The 18,046-nt window shown below is 42.5% G+C and carries 16 protein-coding genes; 6 read left to right on the plus strand and 10 right to left on the minus strand.

Translation table 11 applies throughout. From position 1 onward, the window contains the following. Positions 1 to 68 precede the first annotated feature (68 nt). The gene (locus FKX85_RS05000; RefSeq protein ID WP_141613679.1) at positions 69 to 521 is read right to left on the minus strand and encodes a hypothetical protein; all 453 of its coding nucleotides are present in this window, start codon (positions 519 to 521) and stop codon (positions 69 to 71) included. A 498-nt stretch (positions 522 to 1,019) separates the two neighbouring features. Here FKX85_RS05000 and FKX85_RS05005 point away from each other — a divergent pair, with 498 nt between their 5' ends. The 3 genes from FKX85_RS05005 (at position 1,020) to FKX85_RS05015 (ending at position 5,371) form a co-directional block, all read left to right on the plus strand. Then, on the plus strand, positions 1,020 to 2,582 hold the full coding sequence (locus tag FKX85_RS05005; protein ID WP_141613680.1) for a calcineurin-like phosphoesterase C-terminal domain-containing protein: 1,563 nt from the start codon (positions 1,020 to 1,022) through the stop codon (positions 2,580 to 2,582). A 532-nt stretch (positions 2,583 to 3,114) separates the two neighbouring features. Further along, positions 3,115 to 3,678 carry a gluconate 2-dehydrogenase subunit 3 family protein gene (locus tag FKX85_RS05010; RefSeq protein ID WP_141613681.1) on the plus strand — a complete coding sequence of 188 codons (564 nt, stop codon included), beginning with the start codon at positions 3,115 to 3,117 and terminating at the stop codon, positions 3,676 to 3,678. After that, positions 3,671 to 5,371: a GMC oxidoreductase gene (locus FKX85_RS05015; RefSeq protein WP_141613682.1), complete on the plus strand. Its 1,701-nt coding sequence runs from the start codon at positions 3,671 to 3,673 to the stop codon at positions 5,369 to 5,371. The genes FKX85_RS05010 and FKX85_RS05015 overlap by 8 nt, the downstream gene beginning before the upstream one ends. Before the next feature lie 199 nt (positions 5,372 to 5,570). On the opposite strand, the gene FKX85_RS05020 is transcribed toward FKX85_RS05015, so the two are convergent. The 9 genes from FKX85_RS05020 to FKX85_RS05065 form a co-directional block, all read right to left on the minus strand. Then, positions 5,571 to 6,503 carry a hydrogen peroxide-inducible genes activator gene (locus tag FKX85_RS05020; RefSeq protein ID WP_141613683.1) on the minus strand — a complete coding sequence of 311 codons (933 nt, stop codon included), beginning with the start codon at positions 6,501 to 6,503 and terminating at the stop codon, positions 5,571 to 5,573. 750 nt (positions 6,504 to 7,253) lie between these two features. Then, positions 7,254 to 8,684, minus strand: a complete 1,431-nt coding sequence (locus tag FKX85_RS05025) for a pyridoxal phosphate-dependent decarboxylase family protein (RefSeq protein WP_141613684.1) — start codon at positions 8,682 to 8,684, stop codon at positions 7,254 to 7,256. 491 nt (positions 8,685 to 9,175) lie between these two features. Then, entirely contained in the window at positions 9,176 to 9,934 is a 759-nt protein-coding gene (locus tag FKX85_RS05030; protein ID WP_141613685.1) for an SDR family NAD(P)-dependent oxidoreductase, read from the minus strand. 28 nt (positions 9,935 to 9,962) lie between these two features. Further along, positions 9,963 to 10,592, minus strand: coding sequence for a hypothetical protein (locus tag FKX85_RS05035; RefSeq protein WP_141613686.1), 630 nt, complete (start codon positions 10,590 to 10,592; stop codon positions 9,963 to 9,965). A gap of 166 nt (positions 10,593 to 10,758) precedes the next feature. Next, a complete protein-coding gene (locus tag FKX85_RS05040) occupies positions 10,759 to 11,268 on the minus strand; it encodes a hypothetical protein (RefSeq protein ID WP_141613687.1) in 510 nt (169 codons plus the stop codon). Positions 11,269 to 11,401: 133 nt separating this feature from the next. Next, positions 11,402 to 11,872: a hypothetical protein gene (locus tag FKX85_RS05045; RefSeq protein ID WP_141613688.1), complete on the minus strand. Its 471-nt coding sequence runs from the start codon at positions 11,870 to 11,872 to the stop codon at positions 11,402 to 11,404. A 305-nt stretch (positions 11,873 to 12,177) separates the two neighbouring features. Further along, positions 12,178 to 13,545 carry a sulfatase family protein gene (locus FKX85_RS05055; protein ID WP_141613689.1) on the minus strand — a complete coding sequence of 456 codons (1,368 nt, stop codon included), beginning with the start codon at positions 13,543 to 13,545 and terminating at the stop codon, positions 12,178 to 12,180. Between the two features lie 1,463 nt (positions 13,546 to 15,008). Next, complete coding sequence (locus tag FKX85_RS05060; protein ID WP_141613690.1) at positions 15,009 to 15,590, minus strand: hypothetical protein; 582 nt, start codon at positions 15,588 to 15,590, stop codon at positions 15,009 to 15,011. A gap of 124 nt (positions 15,591 to 15,714) precedes the next feature. Beyond that, a complete protein-coding gene (locus tag FKX85_RS05065; protein WP_141613691.1) occupies positions 15,715 to 16,407 on the minus strand; it encodes a ComF family protein in 693 nt (230 codons plus the stop codon). A gap of 82 nt (positions 16,408 to 16,489) precedes the next feature. On the opposite strand from FKX85_RS05065, the gene FKX85_RS05070 reads away from it, so the two are divergent. From FKX85_RS05070 to FKX85_RS05080, 3 genes are all read left to right on the plus strand, one after another. Continuing rightward, the gene (locus FKX85_RS05070; RefSeq protein WP_141613692.1) at positions 16,490 to 16,846 is read left to right on the plus strand and encodes a carboxymuconolactone decarboxylase family protein; all 357 of its coding nucleotides are present in this window, start codon (positions 16,490 to 16,492) and stop codon (positions 16,844 to 16,846) included. Further along, on the plus strand, positions 16,839 to 17,201 hold the full coding sequence (locus tag FKX85_RS05075; RefSeq protein WP_141613693.1) for a hypothetical protein: 363 nt from the start codon (positions 16,839 to 16,841) through the stop codon (positions 17,199 to 17,201). Before FKX85_RS05070 ends, FKX85_RS05075 begins: the two co-directional genes overlap by 8 nt. A gap of 83 nt (positions 17,202 to 17,284) precedes the next feature. After that, the gene (locus FKX85_RS05080; RefSeq protein ID WP_141613694.1) at positions 17,285 to 18,046 is read left to right on the plus strand and encodes an exodeoxyribonuclease III; all 762 of its coding nucleotides are present in this window, start codon (positions 17,285 to 17,287) and stop codon (positions 18,044 to 18,046) included.

Consider the following 18,046-nt stretch of genomic DNA (forward strand, 5'->3'; position numbering starts at 1 on the left):
AAAACCGATGCTACTGGAAATATTCAAATTTGCCAAATTTATTCACCTTTTCCCTTGCCTCCCTTTCTTTACTCCTCGTAGGTTTGGAGGTAGACTTTGACCTGGAGGGCTTTCCATAGCACATAGGAGAGGGGAATCAGCCAAAACAGTTCGTTAAAGCCTAGATGGAAAATGGTGCGCTTGTTCCAGCCAAGGATATCCACATAATACGCCACAAACCAAATAGCAGAAATAAGTTTTCCGGCGATCCCCAGCATGGTAAGATAAATCCATGAAATTGGATAAAATGCACTTAAAAACAATAAAAAGCCGATAATCAGGACAAAACTTCCATAAATGGTGGCGTCTGCAGGCACTGTTTGCCCAGGCGTCATCGCCAGCCAAGATAGCAGCGGATCTCCCATCCATCTGAAAAAGGCTCCCCAAGCCACTGCCATCATTCCTGAAATAAGGATTACTCCCCGCATTGGCATGGTGTAATGCGGCATAGTCTGGTCGGTATTTGGCGGTTTATTTTGCATGTGCTGTTTTTAGGTAAGCTCAGAAGTTACAAAACTAAGCCTTGCTAGTTAAAATCCCACTATCCTTCACAGCCTTTTGTCATTACTCCAATCCCGATAATTACGGCTCTTTATTAAGCTAACATCACCATTTTTCAGAATTCATAACAATTCTATAACCATATTTTTCGGTAGTGATGTGTCATTTTCGACACTTTACTATTAGAATAAAAGTCCTATGGCCCAAATCATCAGAATGCAGTATTTATATTGAAAATTCTCAGCAGTCCTACTTGGTCAAATGACGGTTATTTGATGAGATTCTGATCCCGAAGGACGGGGATCTATTTGAATCAAATGATTGATTTGACAAAGCAGGAGTAGTTCAATATGCAGGTGCTGTTATTATGGTAATATCGTGTTGCCATCCCACCTATGAAATTACCATGGAGGGATGGTTTTGTCATAAAAAAAGGAAATTTAAAACTTAATCATTTTACTTAAAACGAACACCACATCATGAAAAAACTGCTTTTTACCGGTCTATTACTGGCGGCATCATGGACAGCAATCGCCCAGGAAACTGCCAAAGGAACGGTATATGAAGATTTAAACCAAAACGGCAAAAAAGACCGTAAGGAAGATGGTATTTCCCAAGTAGCCGTTTCCAACGGGGTAGAAGTCGTCCTGACGGACAAAAAAGGCCGCTATGAACTGCCAGTAGGCGAGGATCAAATCATTTTTGTCATCAAGCCTGCCGGTTACCAATCTCCCGTAAATGAGCAAAACCTTCCTCAGTATTTCTACATTCACAAGCCAAATGGTTCTCCCGATATGGATTTTGAGGGAGTGGCACCCACTGGCAAACTTCCTAAAAAAATAGACTTCGGCCTGTTACCTGCCGCAGACAAGACAAATTTCACCGCATTGATCTTTGGCGATCCACAACCATACACCATAGAAGAGGTCAATCATTTTGACAATGGTGTCGTTTCCGAAGTAGCAGGCATCGAAGACATCGACTTTGGGCTGTCACTGGGAGACCTGGTCGGTAATGACCTGGATCTTTTTGATCCTTACATTGCGGCCACCGCCAAGGTGGGTGTGCCATGGTACAATGTCCTGGGAAATCATGACCTTAACTTCGATGCACAGGAAGACCATCTGGCCGACGAAACATTTGAAGCACATTTTGGTCCGGCCAATTATGCCTTTAACCACGGCAAGGTTCACTTTATCGTCCTTGACGATGTAATGTACCCTGATCCACGGGATGGCAAAGGATACTGGGGAGGCTTTCGGGAAGACCAATTGGAATTTGTAAAAAACGATTTGAAATACGTTCCCAAAGATCACTTGATCGTATTGGCATTCCATATTCCATTAAGCGAACCAAATGGCGATCCTTTTAATGATGAAGAGCGCCAGCAGCTGTTTGACTTGCTGAAGGATTATCCACAGACCCTATCACTTTCCGCACATACCCATTTGCAAAAACAAGACTTCTTCTTTGAGAAAGACGGTTGGGGACAGGCTACCCCACACCACCACTATAACGTGGGTACTACCTCGGGAGACTGGTACTCTGGCGAACTCAATGAGAAAGGTATTCCCAAGTCCACCATGCGAGATGGGACACCAAAAGGGTACGCTTTCTTGGACTTTACAGGAAACCAATATGAAGTGAGGTACAAGGTGGTCGATCAGAATGACGATTATCAAATGGCCATCTTTGCACCGAAGGTGCTGGAAAAAGACAAGCGCACATCCGCAGGCATCTTTGTGAATTTTTTTATGGGCACTGCAGACGACCAGGTACGCTATAGAATTGATAATGGTCCTTGGAAAAAAATGACCTATCTGGAAGAATATGATCCCACTTACCTGATGGATGTGTATAAGTGGGACACTACTGATGAGTTATTGGACGGTAGGCGTCCTTCCAATCCTGTAAAAAGCACCCACCTCTGGCGTGCTGGCATTGATGCCAAATTGGAAAAAGGTGCCCACACCATTGAAGTGGAAGCCACTGATATGTTTGGCAAAACGCATTATGGTAAAAAGACTTACCACATTCGCTAATTTTTTAGATTTAGTTTGTAGCCGGAGAGCACCTGTGCTTTCCGGCTCTTTTTTGTGCCACAAAGGCTCCAAGGCACAAAGAGAATTTGTTCCTACTATAGCCCATGTTCCCATTTGATTATCTCCAAATATTGTCTAATACTCTAATTGACCGTGTTGTTCCGCAGCACAGCTGTCGGAATTAAATTTTTAACTCAATATTGCTGGCACTTTACATTTGGCTCAGGAGAAATTAAAAAGGGAAGATAACAAGGGAATGAGCATACCTGCCTTTATACCAGTTCAGATAGCGCTGATCCGCCACAGCGGGACGAATTGCACTGACATTTTTATTCTTATACTTTTGAGAAGATTTAGGTTAAGATTCAGTGATATTGTAAGGTCTCTTTTTGAATTCAAATAGTCAACCATAGGGTGTCAAAAAACCTAGCTACCGATGGATTAAATCACTAATTCATTGAAAAATTGGCTAAACCGTTTTATCTTTTCGCCTAAATCTAACCAAACCCAAAATACCCCTAATGACAAGCCTATGAACAGACGATTAGCCTTAAAACAACTTGCCCTCGCGGCGGGTGGCCTTGCTTTGATTCCTTCCTGTGATTTCAGTGAGGAAAAAGTGCTGGCGGCTTATGATGAGCTGCAGATCACTGAAAGTCAGCAGAAACTGCTTCAAAAACTGGTAGATACCATTATTCCAAAAACAGACCTAAAAGGCGCCACAGAGCTTGGCGTTCATGATTTTGTACTGGTCATGGCCAATGACTGCATGAGCGCTGAGGAACAAAAGCAATTCCTCAGTGGCCTGAAAGGATTTGATGATTATACCAAAAAAACATTTGGTACACGGTTTACCAAAATGGACAATGCCGAAGCAGAAAAAAACGTCAATGCCATTTTGGAAGGCAAACCGACATCGAATGGCGAATTAGCCAGCCAGTATTTCTTGCAAACCACCAAGAAATACACCATCCAGGGCTATTTGAATTCCGAATATGTGATGACAGCACTCATGCCCTTTCAATTGGTACCAGGGCCGGAATTTAATGGAAAAAAAGAAATCGTACCAGGAGAAAAAGTGAACATTAATGGCTAATCTAAATATAAAAAACAAACAAGAAAACACATATGGGGCCATTGTCATTGGCTCTGGGATGAGTGGTGGCTTTGCTGCCAAAGAACTGTGTGACAAAGGCGTCAAGACCTTGGTGCTAGAACGTGGAAGGAGTGTTATCCACAACAAAGATTATCCCACTACCAATATGATGCCCTGGGAATTTGAGCATCGTGGGCAGATGCCTGAAGACATCCAGCGGGAAAATCCGGTGGTCAGCCGCTGCTATGCCTTCCGAGAAGATGCTGCACACTTTTTCGTAAAAGATAAGGAGCATCCATATATCCAGGAAAAACCCTTTGACTGGATCAGGGGCTATCAGACAGGAGGAAAATCCCTGCTTTGGGCAAGGCAGGTCCAGCGCTGGAGTGATCATGACTTTGAGGGACCGGCACGGGATGGCTTTGCTGTAGATTGGCCGATCCGGTATAAGGAATTGGCACCATGGTACAGCTATGTGGAAAAGTTTGTAGGCGTAGCAGGATTTCATGATGGCATTCCGCACCTTCCAGATGGGGAATTTTTGCCGGGAATTGAGCTTACAGCCGCTGAAGAGTACTTTAAATCCATCGTGGAACAAAAATACCCAGGCCGAAACGTCATCAGTGGCCGCTGTGCACATATCACAGGGAATGCGGAATATTATGCCAAACAAGGGAGGGGAATATGCCAACACCGCACCATATGCCAGCGCGGATGCCCATTTGGTGGCTATTTCAGTTCCAACTCCGCATCACTTCCCTGGGCGCAGCGCACGGGAAACCTGACGCTAAAAAATAACGCCGTCGTGCATTCCATTATTTATGACGACGCACAGCAAAAAGCAACGGGTGTGAGAGTGATCGATTCGAATACTAAAGAAGTAACAGAATATTTGGCACCGATTATTTTCGTCAATGCCAGTGCACTAAACACCAATTTGATTTTGTTGAATTCTACTTCTAAGCGCTTCCCAAATGGTCTGGGCAATGACAATGGACTGATGGGAAAATATGTAGCATTCCACAATTATCGTGGTGGTGTTTCAGGAGAATATGACGGCTTAAAAGAGTTTACCACAGAAGGGAAAAGGCCTACCAGCGGTTATATGCCGCGATTCAGGAATGTGGATAAACAAGAAACCAAATTCCTGAGAGGATATGCAGCAGGCATCCATGGCAGCCGGTCCAAGGATGTAAATTACAGCGGTACAGGAGCTGATTTAGTAAAAAATATGATGAGCCCATCCTACGGCCCTTGGAGAATCGGTTCCCATATGATGGGCGAAACCATCCCCAAGGAAAGCAATTATGTTGCTCTAGACACGGACAAGAAAGACGAATGGGGAATGCCCCAGCTTAAGGTCAATGTGGACTATGACCAAAACGATCTTGACATGATCCAGGATTACCGCGACCAATTGGCAGAGATGTTTGATGCAGCAGGATTTAAAAATATCCGTACTTGGGACGACGAACGACGGCCAGGATTGGATATCCACGAAATGGGTGGCGTCCGTATGGGCCATGATCCCAAAACATCCCTGGTCAATAAGCACCATCAACTCCATGCTTGCCAAAATGTCTATGTCACAGACGGAGCTTGCATGACATCTACCGGCACCCAAAACCCTTCGCTGACTTATATGGTTTTTGCAGCAAGGGCGGTGGATCATGCCATGAAAAATCAAGGCTAGTTTGGAGGTGCGGCTGTGGAAAAGCTAGAAGGTTTAAGGTTATTATTGGCATCCAAGCATATTCGAAGGGGCCAAAACTATCAATCACCGAATATCGTTCCTGACGATCTTAACTTACTTTATTACTAATAACAACATGCCATTCAAAAAGAACAGAAAAATATCCTGAGCAAAACTGGGATATTTTTCTGTTTGGGCATTATTTAAACTTTACCACCTTGCCATGCGCCTTGGACGTCATGTCTTCGGGAATGGCGCTAGTCACCTCATTGTATAGCAATTCTACCAATCGCTTTTTCAGAAAACTTCTGGTCAGGACAATGCTCACTTCACGTGTAGGTTGCTCTCCCGCAAAAGGCCTAATCCGAGCTTTTTCATCTTCGCTTAAGTCAAACGTAGCCAGTTCTGGAAGCAGTGTCACGCCTTTATAACGATTCACCATATTTTTTAGCCCTTCCAGTGACCCACTTTCATAATGAAAATTCATCCGCTGAAACTTAGTCTGGTCACAGATACTCAGGACTTGGTCGCGAAAACAATGTCCCTGCTGCAACACCCAAAAATCATCTACCATGAGATCTTTGACTTCTATGGCTTCCTTTTTCAGTAATCGATGGTCTTTGGAGAGATAAGCATAAAACTTTTCATAAAACATCGGTTTTTCCACTATACCTTGCTCTTGCAAAGGGGTAACTACAATACCCAAATCCAACTCATCATTCCGCAAACGTTTAATAATTTCCTCAGTAATTAATTCCTCCACCTGTAGCTGCACATTGGGATACTTCTCCAGAAAATTGCGGATAAAAAGATGCAAAAGGTAAGGTGCCAAAGTTGGAATAATCCCCAACTTGATCACGCCGCTGATATTTCCCTTCAGCTGGGATATCATCTCGTAAATACCCTTGCTTTCAGAAACCACCCGCTTAGCTTGCTCTATCAGTTGTTGGCCTATTTCCGTCGGAATCACCGGCATCTTGGAGCGGTCAAAGATCACCACGTCCAATTCCCTTTCCAACTTATGTATTTGGGCACTTAGAGTGGGTTGGGTGACAAAACAAGCTTCGGCGGCTTGTCCAAAGTGACGGTGTTTATCCACTGCCAGCACATATTCTAATTGCTGAATAGTCATTTGCTAAATTGTTTTTAGCGATCAAAAACTTGTGCAAATATAGGACTTTTTCTTTTTATTTAGACTCATTTTAAATAAAAACTTTTTTCACCTCCTAGCCAGTTCCATATTCTCTTATATGAGTCCCGGCAATCAAAGAGGTAGCCAAGCATAATTGAATAAATTGTGTTTCCTTCCTTTTATTCAGGGGTAAAATTGCTTTCAATAGGTCTTCATGAATGCTAAGCATTTCCATTGATGAAAAGGACGGAAAATCCAGTCCGGTGGTGAGGACTTTAATTTGGGAAGGACACGTTTTCCAGGGAGGACAATACGTTACCCAATTTAATTTAAGAAAACTGCTCCGGCCTGAAAATGAGTTAGCTGGCGCAGTGGACAAACGAGATCCTCTCATTTTTAGCCCACGGCAACTGGCACAAAATCAAATTAAGCCAAACGAAATTGTAATCGGAATACCAAATCACTCAATTTGAAGAATGCTCCATGGCCTAGACTTTTTCATCAATGGAATCATGAATGCTCTTTAAAACTCAGTCCAATACCTGAATAAAAAGCAGGAAAGATCAATATAGCAAAAGCAGTATTGAATTTGGTTACGTGCAATATTGCGAATACACATACTATCTTATTAAACTGATTAGCAATATATTAAAAGTATACTGGATAAAGTAACTTTAATATGATGTCTGTTTTTAATTATTTAACAAGGTTTTAAACAAGTTATCCACAGCATTGGTCAGCTTCAAAAGCTTATTGGAAAAACTGCTCTTTTACAGCGGCTAATTCTTGCTGGAGTATTTTCCAAGCCAATTCAATGTGCTCAAATTTCACATCCGTCTGGCCAATTACCCAACGAATCACGTACTTTTCATTAAGGATGGTGTGGGTAAAAAACACTTTGCCAGACTGGTTCGCACGTTGCATCCAAGCTTGATTAATGGCATTATTCTCTTTTGTGGATAGCGACTTTTCCACAAATCGGAAACAAATGACATTCAAAATAGTAGGTGTTTCCAGTATTACATTTTCTTCATTTTCAACCCATTTTTTTGCCAATTCCGTAAGCTCCAAATGTCCTCTGAGCTTCTGTCTGATTCCTTGCAAACCAAAAGTCCTGATAACCCACCAAAGTTTCAATGCCCGAAACCTTCGCCCCAATTGAATCCCCCAATCACGATAGTTATGCACATGATCATCCTGATCCGTTTTGAGGTATTCAGGAGTCATGGAAAACGTGTTGACGAGATCATCGGCATTTTTCACAAAGAGCACAGAGCAATCGAAATTAGTAAACATCCACTTATGTGGATTGAAGACATAGCTGTCGGCTAATTCATGACCCTGTATCATCCAGCGAAATTCCGGAAGTAGGAGAGCAGTACCGGCATAGGCCGCATCGATGTGATGCCACATTCCAAATCGACTAGCAATTTTTCCGATTTCTCCAATAGGATCTATGGCCGCCGAACTAGTCGTTCCCAACGCAGAAACAACACATATCGGTGTAAATCCATTTTTTACATCTATTTTTATAGCCTCCTCTAGTGCGTTGGGCAGCATTGCAAAATTTTTATCCACGGAAATTTTTATCAAATTCTGAAGTCCTAGCCCAGCTATTCGCATCGCTTTATCCACAGACGAGTGGGCATGCTCAGAACTGTACACACGAAATTTTTCATGTCCAATAAAGCCTTTCTCATTGATAGAAAACCGGCTTGCTCGCTCCCTTGCAGCTAAAACCGCGCATAGCGTGGCAGTGGAAGCAGTATCTTGGATCACACCTTTCCATGCAGAATCCAGCCCTTTGGCATCTCGGAGCCAATTGACGACTTTTTCTTCCAGCTCCGTGGCAGCTGGAGACGTCAGCCACGACATGCACTGGGCACCTAATGTGGACATAAGCATTTCTGCCATGATAGATGGTGCCGAATTATTGGCCGGAAAATAACCGAAGAACAGGGGATGTTGCCAGTGGGTCATACCAGGCATAATCACTTTTTCAAAATCGGTAAAAATCTGATCAAACGTTGCCGGCTCCTCTGGTGCCTCGTTGGGTAGTTTATCATAAATCTCACCTGGATTAATATCAGGAGTTACTGGATAATTTTCTTTTTGCTCCATGTAATCAACCATCCAATCCACCAATTGATGGGCATGCTTTCTAAAATCCTGATTATTCATTTTTCAATTATTGTATTGCAAAAGTTCAAATATGAACTGAAGACTTGATTCTTTCCATTGCAGTTTCTCTGTGCTCCGATCTGCCCCACCTAAACTACCTGCGGCGGCGGTGAGGATGTACTTCCCTGATTATAGTTGACCGGATTAATTATTAAATTTCATTGTTAAACATTGTAATAACTGGTCTTTCCTTAAATGGAATTTTAAATCAATTCCTTTCAAACTCGTCCTGACTTTTGCTCATTTTTGCTATAATGAGAACTGTGACCAAGCATGGCGAATTGTCTGCTCCAGGCAAGCTTGTCTGGTGCCAGTCAGAGAGGAACAGCTTGTCCCGGAGGCTATCGGGAACGAGGCAGTCCCGTCTAAAGATAAGGAAATTGCTTCACTCCGTTGCTCTGCGTTCGCAATAGCCTGTCCTGATACTTTAGGGGACGTTATGCTCATGTCTTAAGTCTCATTACTTGATACTCACATCTCAATACTCCCCACTAATGAACATAAGAACCCGCATTCATATCAATCGTGCCGCCGGTCGCATGGTCTGCAAGGCCAGATACCAGCAAACATACCATCGGTGCAATATCCTTTGGCTCCGTAAGGCGTTCTAGTGCAATGTCTTTTAGGGCGAAGTCCTCGCCATATTGATCCATAAAATCCTTCGCCATATCCGTCCGGACAAATCCAGGGGCAATGATAAAGGCCCGAATGCCCTCTTTACCATAATATCTTGCCACAGATCTGGTAAATCCCACCAAGGCTGATTTGGAGGAGGCATAGGCCAAATATTCGGGTGTATCACCTCGAAAAGCTGCACGGGAACTGATATTGACCACTCTTCCGTTTATATTGAGGCGGGCATGCTGGACAAATTCCTTGGTGATAATGGCCAAGGCATTGACATTTACTGTCATCGTATGGAGCCAAGTGGCTGTCCATTCTTCTGTAGGAGCATCATCGGGCACTGATAGTGCAACACCGGCGTTATTGATGAGTGCATCGATTTTCCCATATTTATCCACTAACCGTGGAATCCAACCCTTCACCTGCTCCAAATCACCCAGATCACACGAAACGATATATGTCGGATTGGGTAATTGCCTCTGCAATTCCTTAGCGGCGGCTGGGTTTTTATGGTAATGAATCAACACTTCTGCCCCGGAGGCAGAAAGCTGCTCAGCAATAGCGCGGCCTATTCCACGTGAAGCTCCAGTGACGAGAATGCGTTGGTTTTCGAGAGAAATATTCATCGAACAATCAAAATTTAATGCTGTTTGGTTACTTTTTAGAACTAATCAATTTCTTCAGATCCGCTCGGAGTGGAACGTTCTTAATACCTTCTTTTACTGCCAAGTAGTCAAAAATTTCTTCGTCCGTCAATGCATGTGTCTCTTTTATTCCCCTGATAATGGTCCCAAGGTACGATTCATGCGGAGCCACATAAGGCTGGAACAATTCCTTAGCAGTAAAAGTAAAAATGGGTTCACCATTTTGTTTGCCCAGGTACAGTAACTGATCATACCAACCTGCCTTTCCCAATATTACACTTCCCTGAGCGATGACCTTATCCAACTCAATTTCAGGACGTTGTGTAAGCCCATTTTCCTGCATGATTACATCATAAAACTGTTCTTTTGAGATCCGGTACATGCAGGCCAAAGTCACTTCAGAAGCAGACATTTCTTTGTGGATAAATGCTACGCCACCGCCACTCCATATTTTTGCAAGCTTGGCAAAATATATCCTATAGGGTATTTCAAGTCCTTTTTTTGCCGTTGGAAGCGACTTATCCACACAACCCTGATAGGTCTTGGTGGCGCCCAAGGGTTTGCCTCCCCTGATATAACAAAGAAACCTTTCCTCCAAAAGGTTAGATCCATAGCTGGCGTACCAAATGTAGTTACACATGTTAGTTTTTGTATTAAGTCGTGAGTATTGAGCTACTTTTTTGGCTATTTGAGCTTGTGACTTCATGTGGGTTCAGTGCTTGGGCGAAGACCCAGCATAACATGAAGCTTATTGCCTAGAGTACATTGAAGATAAAATATTTATTATATCAAAGCACTCTTTTCATCTATTCTATACAACTAATTAATTGATTATCAACAACTACCCGTTCAAATGCCATATTATCCCTAAAAACCTTGATAAGCTTTTCTTGTGAACCATTTTGATCCGAATCACTTAATTCAAAAACATATCTTTTCTTTCCAGCATTAACCTTTAAAATCGTTACTGGCCAAAGAGCCTCATATAAAGAAAATATCCCTATAAATCCCAATAGGCCAAACATAATCAACCAAATAAACAATAGGCGCATAATCGAGCCGCTATTTTTCCAAGAATCATAACTACTTATAAAACCTTGAACTATTTCCAACACAGTAATGACTGAATATATGGCCATACTGAGTATTACTATTCCGAAAAGAGCAAGCAATAGTGGATTTCTGACTTTAGAGCCCTTGGTAAATTCTACTTTTCTAATCTCCGCTAAAACAATTCTTTTATAGGGAAAACCTTTTCTCAGTAACACAAATTCCTGTCCTTCAATTTTAAATTGGGTTGTGGATATTGGAGTCATGATTTTTTTGAGCAAGTCCTCTTGGTATTTTTTTGGCTATTTGAGTAAGAGACTCAGCATTATTCCGTGCTGGGGTGGAAACCCAGCTCAACGTGATATCATGAATTTACGAATAAATATGATAAGTGTGTTACTATAACTTTTTGAATTTGCCCTTCTCTAATGTCAAGGGAACTCCCACTTTGATAGAGTCCAATTTCAAACCAAAAAAGATTTTACTCTTATCATTTCTAAAAAATTCCAGTATAAGTCCAGCATTATACATTTTAAACTCACTTGAGCCTTCGCTTAGATCAACTTCTTTCCAATGCCATTTCCCAACTACTTCCTTATCCAAATAACATACTTTTGCAGAAGAATTGGGCTTAAGTTCAAATGACTTTATTCTTTTGTTAGGATCACCTTCTTCAAAAGGATTTCCAGTGTGCTCCCATTTCCCAACCAATGCTGTCCGATCTAACTCTCCAAGATTAGTTTTATCAGAGAAACTAACTTCTAAAATATCGTTTTTGCTATGGTTCAGTCCTTCTCCAGTATTTTTATCACTACATGAATTCATACTTATAGCCAAAAGGGTGATCAAAAAAACAACTGGCTTTCTCATCTATATTTTAGATTAAATTTAAAATTACAACAGCTATCAATATATTAAATAACTGATTTTAAACCAATTGTATTCATTGAAATAGTTTAGAACCCAAGGCATAAAAGCTTTTATTACCAACATTGAGTATCAAATAGCAATCATATCATCTCGTAAACCGAGCAAACCACTCAGCATGATCAGGAACATCATCCATTAAGTGTTTCTGGTCTGCCAACTCAAAATCCTAACAATCAAAACCGGGCGAGACCGTACAGCCCACCAATGCAAAACCATCCTTATCCAATACTTCTGCTGATATTTTCCTAGTTTTCCCTTACTTTCCGCTTTTCCCAATACCACTGGATCACTTCGTGGCTCAGCTTTTCTGCCAATTCCGGTTGCTGATCTGCTAGGTTGGTGGTTTCAGTGAAATCCTTTTCCAGATCGTAGAGCTCCAATTGGGTACTATCTGAATTGACCAATAATTTCCAATTTTGGTGGCGAATGGCCAAATGGGGGCTCTGGTGATACGACTGCCGTGGATGATTAAAGTGTCCATTTCTCCCAAAATCCCAGTATAGATTACCATTCCTAATTTGTGTCTTCTTGCCCAGAAGGGCATTGCTCATGTCTTCACCAGACCAGGCCACCCCTTCGGGCAATTCAGCTCCTGTAATGGAGGCTAGGCTAGGCAGCAGATCCACCGCCCCAATGATCGTTTCGCTATCCGTCTGGTTTTTTTTGATAACTGCCGGCCAACTGACGATAAAGGGCATCCGGATTCCTCCTTCATACAAGCTGTTTTTGGAACCGCGCTGGCTGTTGGTGCGGATATGTTCGTAGGTGGGGTAGGCACCATTGTCACTGGTAAAGATGACCAGGGTATTTTTGGCGATTCCCATTTCCTCCAGTCCGGCCATCAGCCTGCCGATCTGTCGATCATATTCCTTGAGCACGGGAATGAAATTGGGCTTGCTCGGCCATGAGTCTCGCTTATCATAAAATTCCTCATTGGGAATCCAGGGATCATGCATATCGTCTGGCCAGAAATTCACAAAACATGGCTGTTCTTTATTTCTTGCTAGAAAATCCAAGGTCTTGTCCACAAAATATCCTGTCCTTTCCCAGCGCTCGATGCTGTCCTGCTCACTCCATATCCAGTTGGAAGCAGTGATCAGCTTATCAGGATCAGGACCTTCATAAGTAGTGGTGTATTCATCAAATCCGTATTCGGTAATCTGTGGAGCATCCGTTACATCACGGCCACCACCCATGTGCCATTTTCCGATATGACTGGTTTTGTAGCCAACGGTCTTCAGCACACTGGCCATGGATGGGGCAGCAGGATCCAAGTAATCGAACTGTTCGCAATTGGCATTACCCTTTCGGCTGTGCAAGAAGGTATTGATCCCCCATTCGGTAGGGAACATCCCCGTGGTAATGCCGACTCGAGATGGTGAGCAAACCGGTGCTGCGGAATAATACTGGTTAAATTTCAAGCCGTTGGCCGCGAGTTCATCGATATTTGGCGTGGTCACCCAGCCACTGTTATAGCACGATAGATCGCCAATGCCCATGTCATCCGTATAAATGATAATAATATGGGGTTTGGCCATAGCTATTTCCTGGGAATAACCTCTAGCGCAAGACCACAAAAAAAGGCTAAAACATGCTAAAATCAGGTTTTTCATTTTGGGCTGGTTATTGACAATGATAATTTATAACGTAATAATACCACTCCAATTTATTCATTTAATCGATTTAGTAAAATTAAAATGGAGGATAATATTGGTTCTATATGATTTACTGTGAGTAACTTTTTACATTGTTTGCCAAATTCCAGCGTGGCTTTCACCTCATCACCTTTATTACTTTTTTGCTCTGGGTGAAAAAGTAATCCAAACCTGTCCGCCTGTGGAGGAAACCCCACTGCGATTAGATGTTTGCCTAAAATCAAGGCCAGCACTCGCGCAGGAAAACTCCTCTGTTGTGCCGACAGCTGTGCTGCGGAACCACTAGCGGTGGGTTTCTAACTCAACACTTGCCAAAGTACGGACAGCATAGAGCGTTAGTTCTTTTCTATTAATCGGTATATCACCGCGAATTGGTCTGCCCCGCCGTTAGCTGCGCTAGTTTGGTAACAAATAAGATACGGGTAAGCCACAAAGGCACCAAGCCACTAAGTTTTTTTGGGAAACAAAGGAGCAGACTCCACGACACTTACCAACCAATTCACTTTGTGACTTCGAGCCTTCGTGGCAAAAAAAACAGGCCACCTGTTGTTCCGGCAGCTGTATTGCGGAACCACTAGCGGTGGGTTTCTAACTCAACACTTGCCAAAGTACGGACAGCATAGAGCGTTAGTTCTTTTCTATTAATCGGTATATCACCGCGAATTGGTCTGCCCCGCCGTTAGCTGCGCTAGTTTGGTAACAAATAAGATACGGGTAAGCCACAAAGGCACCAAGCCACTAAGTTTTTTTGGGAAACAAAGGAGCAGACTCCACGACACTAACCAACAAATCTACTTTGTGACTTCGAGCCTTCGTGGCAAAAAAACAGGCCACCTGTTGTTCCGGCAGCTGTACTGCGGAACCATGAGCAGTGTTTTAACTCAACACTTGTTAAAGTACGGGCGGCATAGAGCGTTCGTTCTTTTCTATTAAGTGGTAAATTGATCTGTCCCGCCGTTAGGTGGGTCAGCTTGGTAAAGAGTAAGATACGGGTAAGCCACAAAGGCACCAAGCCACTAAGTTTTTTTGGGAAACAAAGGTGCTGGCTGCAAGACACTTACCAACAAATCTACTTTGTGACTTCGAGCCTTCGTGGCAAAAAAAACAGGCCACCTGTTGTGCCGACAGCTGTGCTGCGGAACCATATGTGCCGCAGGTACATCAGCCGTCCAACCACCTTTTGGTAATATGCCCACGGCACATTTGGAGTGAATCCGTTCCTGCTACCGTTACCAAGCTTGTCTGGTGCATGACTTGATGGCCTAAAAAAACTCAATCCGCTGGCTTGCTGAACGGATAAGACAGCGCCACTATTTTCTTCTTGTCCCCAGACGGCCCCAGTTTCTAGGGTAACTACAAAATCTCCATCTACTAGTAGATTTAAAGAAGACATTTGCTACACTTCATGATTCTCCATTTCTTCAAATCTTTCCCCTCCAAAACATTAGGAGTAATACCAACAGAAAAACCATTGTAAGCGCATAGGAAAGGTAGTTCCAGAACAATACTGTCCAATAGTAGCTACCCACGGCCGTTGAAACATCCATTTTTTCAAAATGTTCTTCCTTCAAAACAACTTTTTTGGTCTCCAAAGGGGAAAGATCAACATGGCTAATATACCACTCACCACCAAAGTAGGTTGCAATTTGTAAGGTATCCATCTGAGGACCTTCACTTTCCAAAGTATGTATTGTGGCAGCACGTGCCGGTACATGATCCTTCCAAAAAACATCGCCATTCCCATCCAATAAGTAAACGCTCTTTTGCTCCTCAAAGGGATTTTCCAGATTCACTTCCACGGGAGAAGAGGGAATAGGACTAGGTCGGGAAAATCCCCATTTAAAAACTCCTAGGATAATAAAAATCAATATCGCCGATATGGATACAAGGCGTAGAAAAAACTTACGCCCTGATCCCATGGCATATACCAACATTAAAATCAATAACACATCAATTGCAATGACTATTGGTAAGAGATAACCTGAGAATTGATAAAATAGCATGGTTTATAAAATGATATAAATTTATAATTTGCGTATGGCTATAAGTATATGGCTTTAACGTTTACCTGTTCTTGCTTTCACAGGTGAAAAAAACTAAAACCCAAACGGCAAAAGCATCCTCACCCTATTTACCTGCGGCAATAACCGCCAAATCCACTTGCGTTGCTCCTGTGGCCAGCAAAACATTGGCTGCAGCAGCGAGTGTAGCCCCAGTGGTCATGACATCATCTACTAAAAGTAACTTTTTATTCCTTACATCTACATCTGAAACCAAGGAAAAAACGTTCTCCACGTTAGCAATCCGCTCCCATCTGGATTTATTGGTCTGGGTAGTTGTAAATTTGGTACGTACCAGTTGGTCTTGGACAGGTAAACCCAATGCATCAGACAGTCCCTCAGCAAACATCAAACTTTGGTTATATCCCCTTCTCTTTTCCTTGGCAGGATGCAGGGGAATGGCCAATACACTATCCCATGTGCCTTTATATCCATTTCTGACCAATTCTTGACCATACAATTTTCCTAAAAACCTGCCCATTTCAGGCCTATTTCGATATTTTAACTGATGAAGCAGCTTTTGGCTAACACCTTTTTTAGCAAATCTGAGGAAGGCCATAACCCGTGTCACTTGACTGAGTCCCATCACTTTTTTTGCCAAATCATTGTCTTCAGCCCGCTTATGGTGGGAAGTCATGGGCAGTTGCACCAGGCATGGCCTACAGATCAGCTCCTCAAAGTCAAACAGACTACATCGGCATATTGCGCAGGTCTGCGGAAACACCAGGGCCAAAAAATCATTGAAAAAAGTGAAACGCATTAGGAAAAAGGGTTGTTAGTTCTAATTGACAGGAAAATACCTGTTATATTTGTTAATTAGATAAAAACTACCCTATAAGTTAATGAATTTAGTCAACGAATTCAACGAATACCGCGCGAAGATGAACGATAAGATCCTAGGGGAGGACAATAAAGTCCTCAAAAGGATCTTTAATTTGGACACGAATGCTTTCAAAGAAGGTGCTGTGGATATCCAATCCAAAGAAATGATCGGGCTGGCCTGTTCCATGGTACTACGCTGTGATGACTGTGTACGCTATCACTTAGGCAAATGCCATGAAGTTGGCATCAGCAAAGAGCAGATTTTTGAAGTATTTTCCATTGCGAACTTAATCGGAGGCACAATTGTCATCCCTCACCTGCGAAAAGCCGTTGAATATTGGGAGGAACTCGAAAACGAAGCTAATAAAGATGTTTAAAAAAGACCTTGATCTTGAGAAACGTTGGAGTAAGCTACTCCTCGGCCTGAAGGACCTTATAGGCAAGAAACCCGCTGATTTGAACGGCATACTATTTATCATCGGGGTACAGGAACTCGGCAAAGGCATGAAAAACTTCAGTAAGGAACAGAAACAGGACCTTATACACATTGCGGTATGCAAAGTCTTGAGCCTGGCTGGCTTCTATGAACTGGATTTTATTGACCAAGATGGATGGCCTCATTGGAAATTAGTGAAGGAATTACCTCACTTTGATCTGCTGGAGCAAGAGAAATTGCTCAAAATCCAAGTCTTAGAATATTTCGAAAAAGAATTTGAAATAGACATTAAATAGACATTTTACTTAGAATAAATATACTTGTTTACCATTTAAAACAATTTACAAGGTAACCCCAAAAGAAAATAAATCCATTATCTATGAATATCGTATCCTATAATGTCAACGGTATCCGCGCTGCCATGAGAAAGGGTTTTGCCGAATGGCTATCTCAAACATCACCGGACATCATTGGCTTACAGGAAATAAAAGCCACCGAAGAACAGATTGAAGTCAGCGTATTTGAGGACCTGGGTTATCATTGTTATTGGTATCCCGCTGTTAAGAAAGGATATAGCGGCGTCGCCATTTTGAGCAAAGTAAAACCGACAGAAATCACCTATGGGATGGGTGTATCCACTTACGATGATGAAGGTAGGATGATCAGGGCTGATTATGGAGATTTCTCCTTCATCAGTGCTTATTTTCCTTCTGGAACTACTGGTGGCATCAGGCAGGATTTCAAGTATGCTTTCTTGGATGATGTATATGGTTATTCCCAAGACCTGGTCAAATCAAGACCAAATTTAATCCTCAGTGGTGATTACAATATTTGCCATAAGGCAATAGATATACATAACCCCATAGCCAACAAAAACACTTCAGGCTTCTTGCCGGAAGAAAGGGCGTGGATGGATAAGTTTACCGGCGCTGGCTTTGACGACAGTTTCCGGTTATATAACCAATCTCCCCATCAATATTCATGGTGGAGCTATCGTGCTAATTCCCGTGCAAACAACAAAGGCTGGCGGATAGATTATCACATGACCAGTTCAGGTATGAAAGAAAGAGTAAAACATGCGGGGATAATGCCAGATGCCATACATTCTGATCATTGTCCCATATTGGTAGAAGTTGAGTAA

The organism is Echinicola soli (assembly GCF_006575665.1).
Classification (GTDB): domain Bacteria; phylum Bacteroidota; class Bacteroidia; order Cytophagales; family Cyclobacteriaceae; genus Echinicola; species Echinicola soli.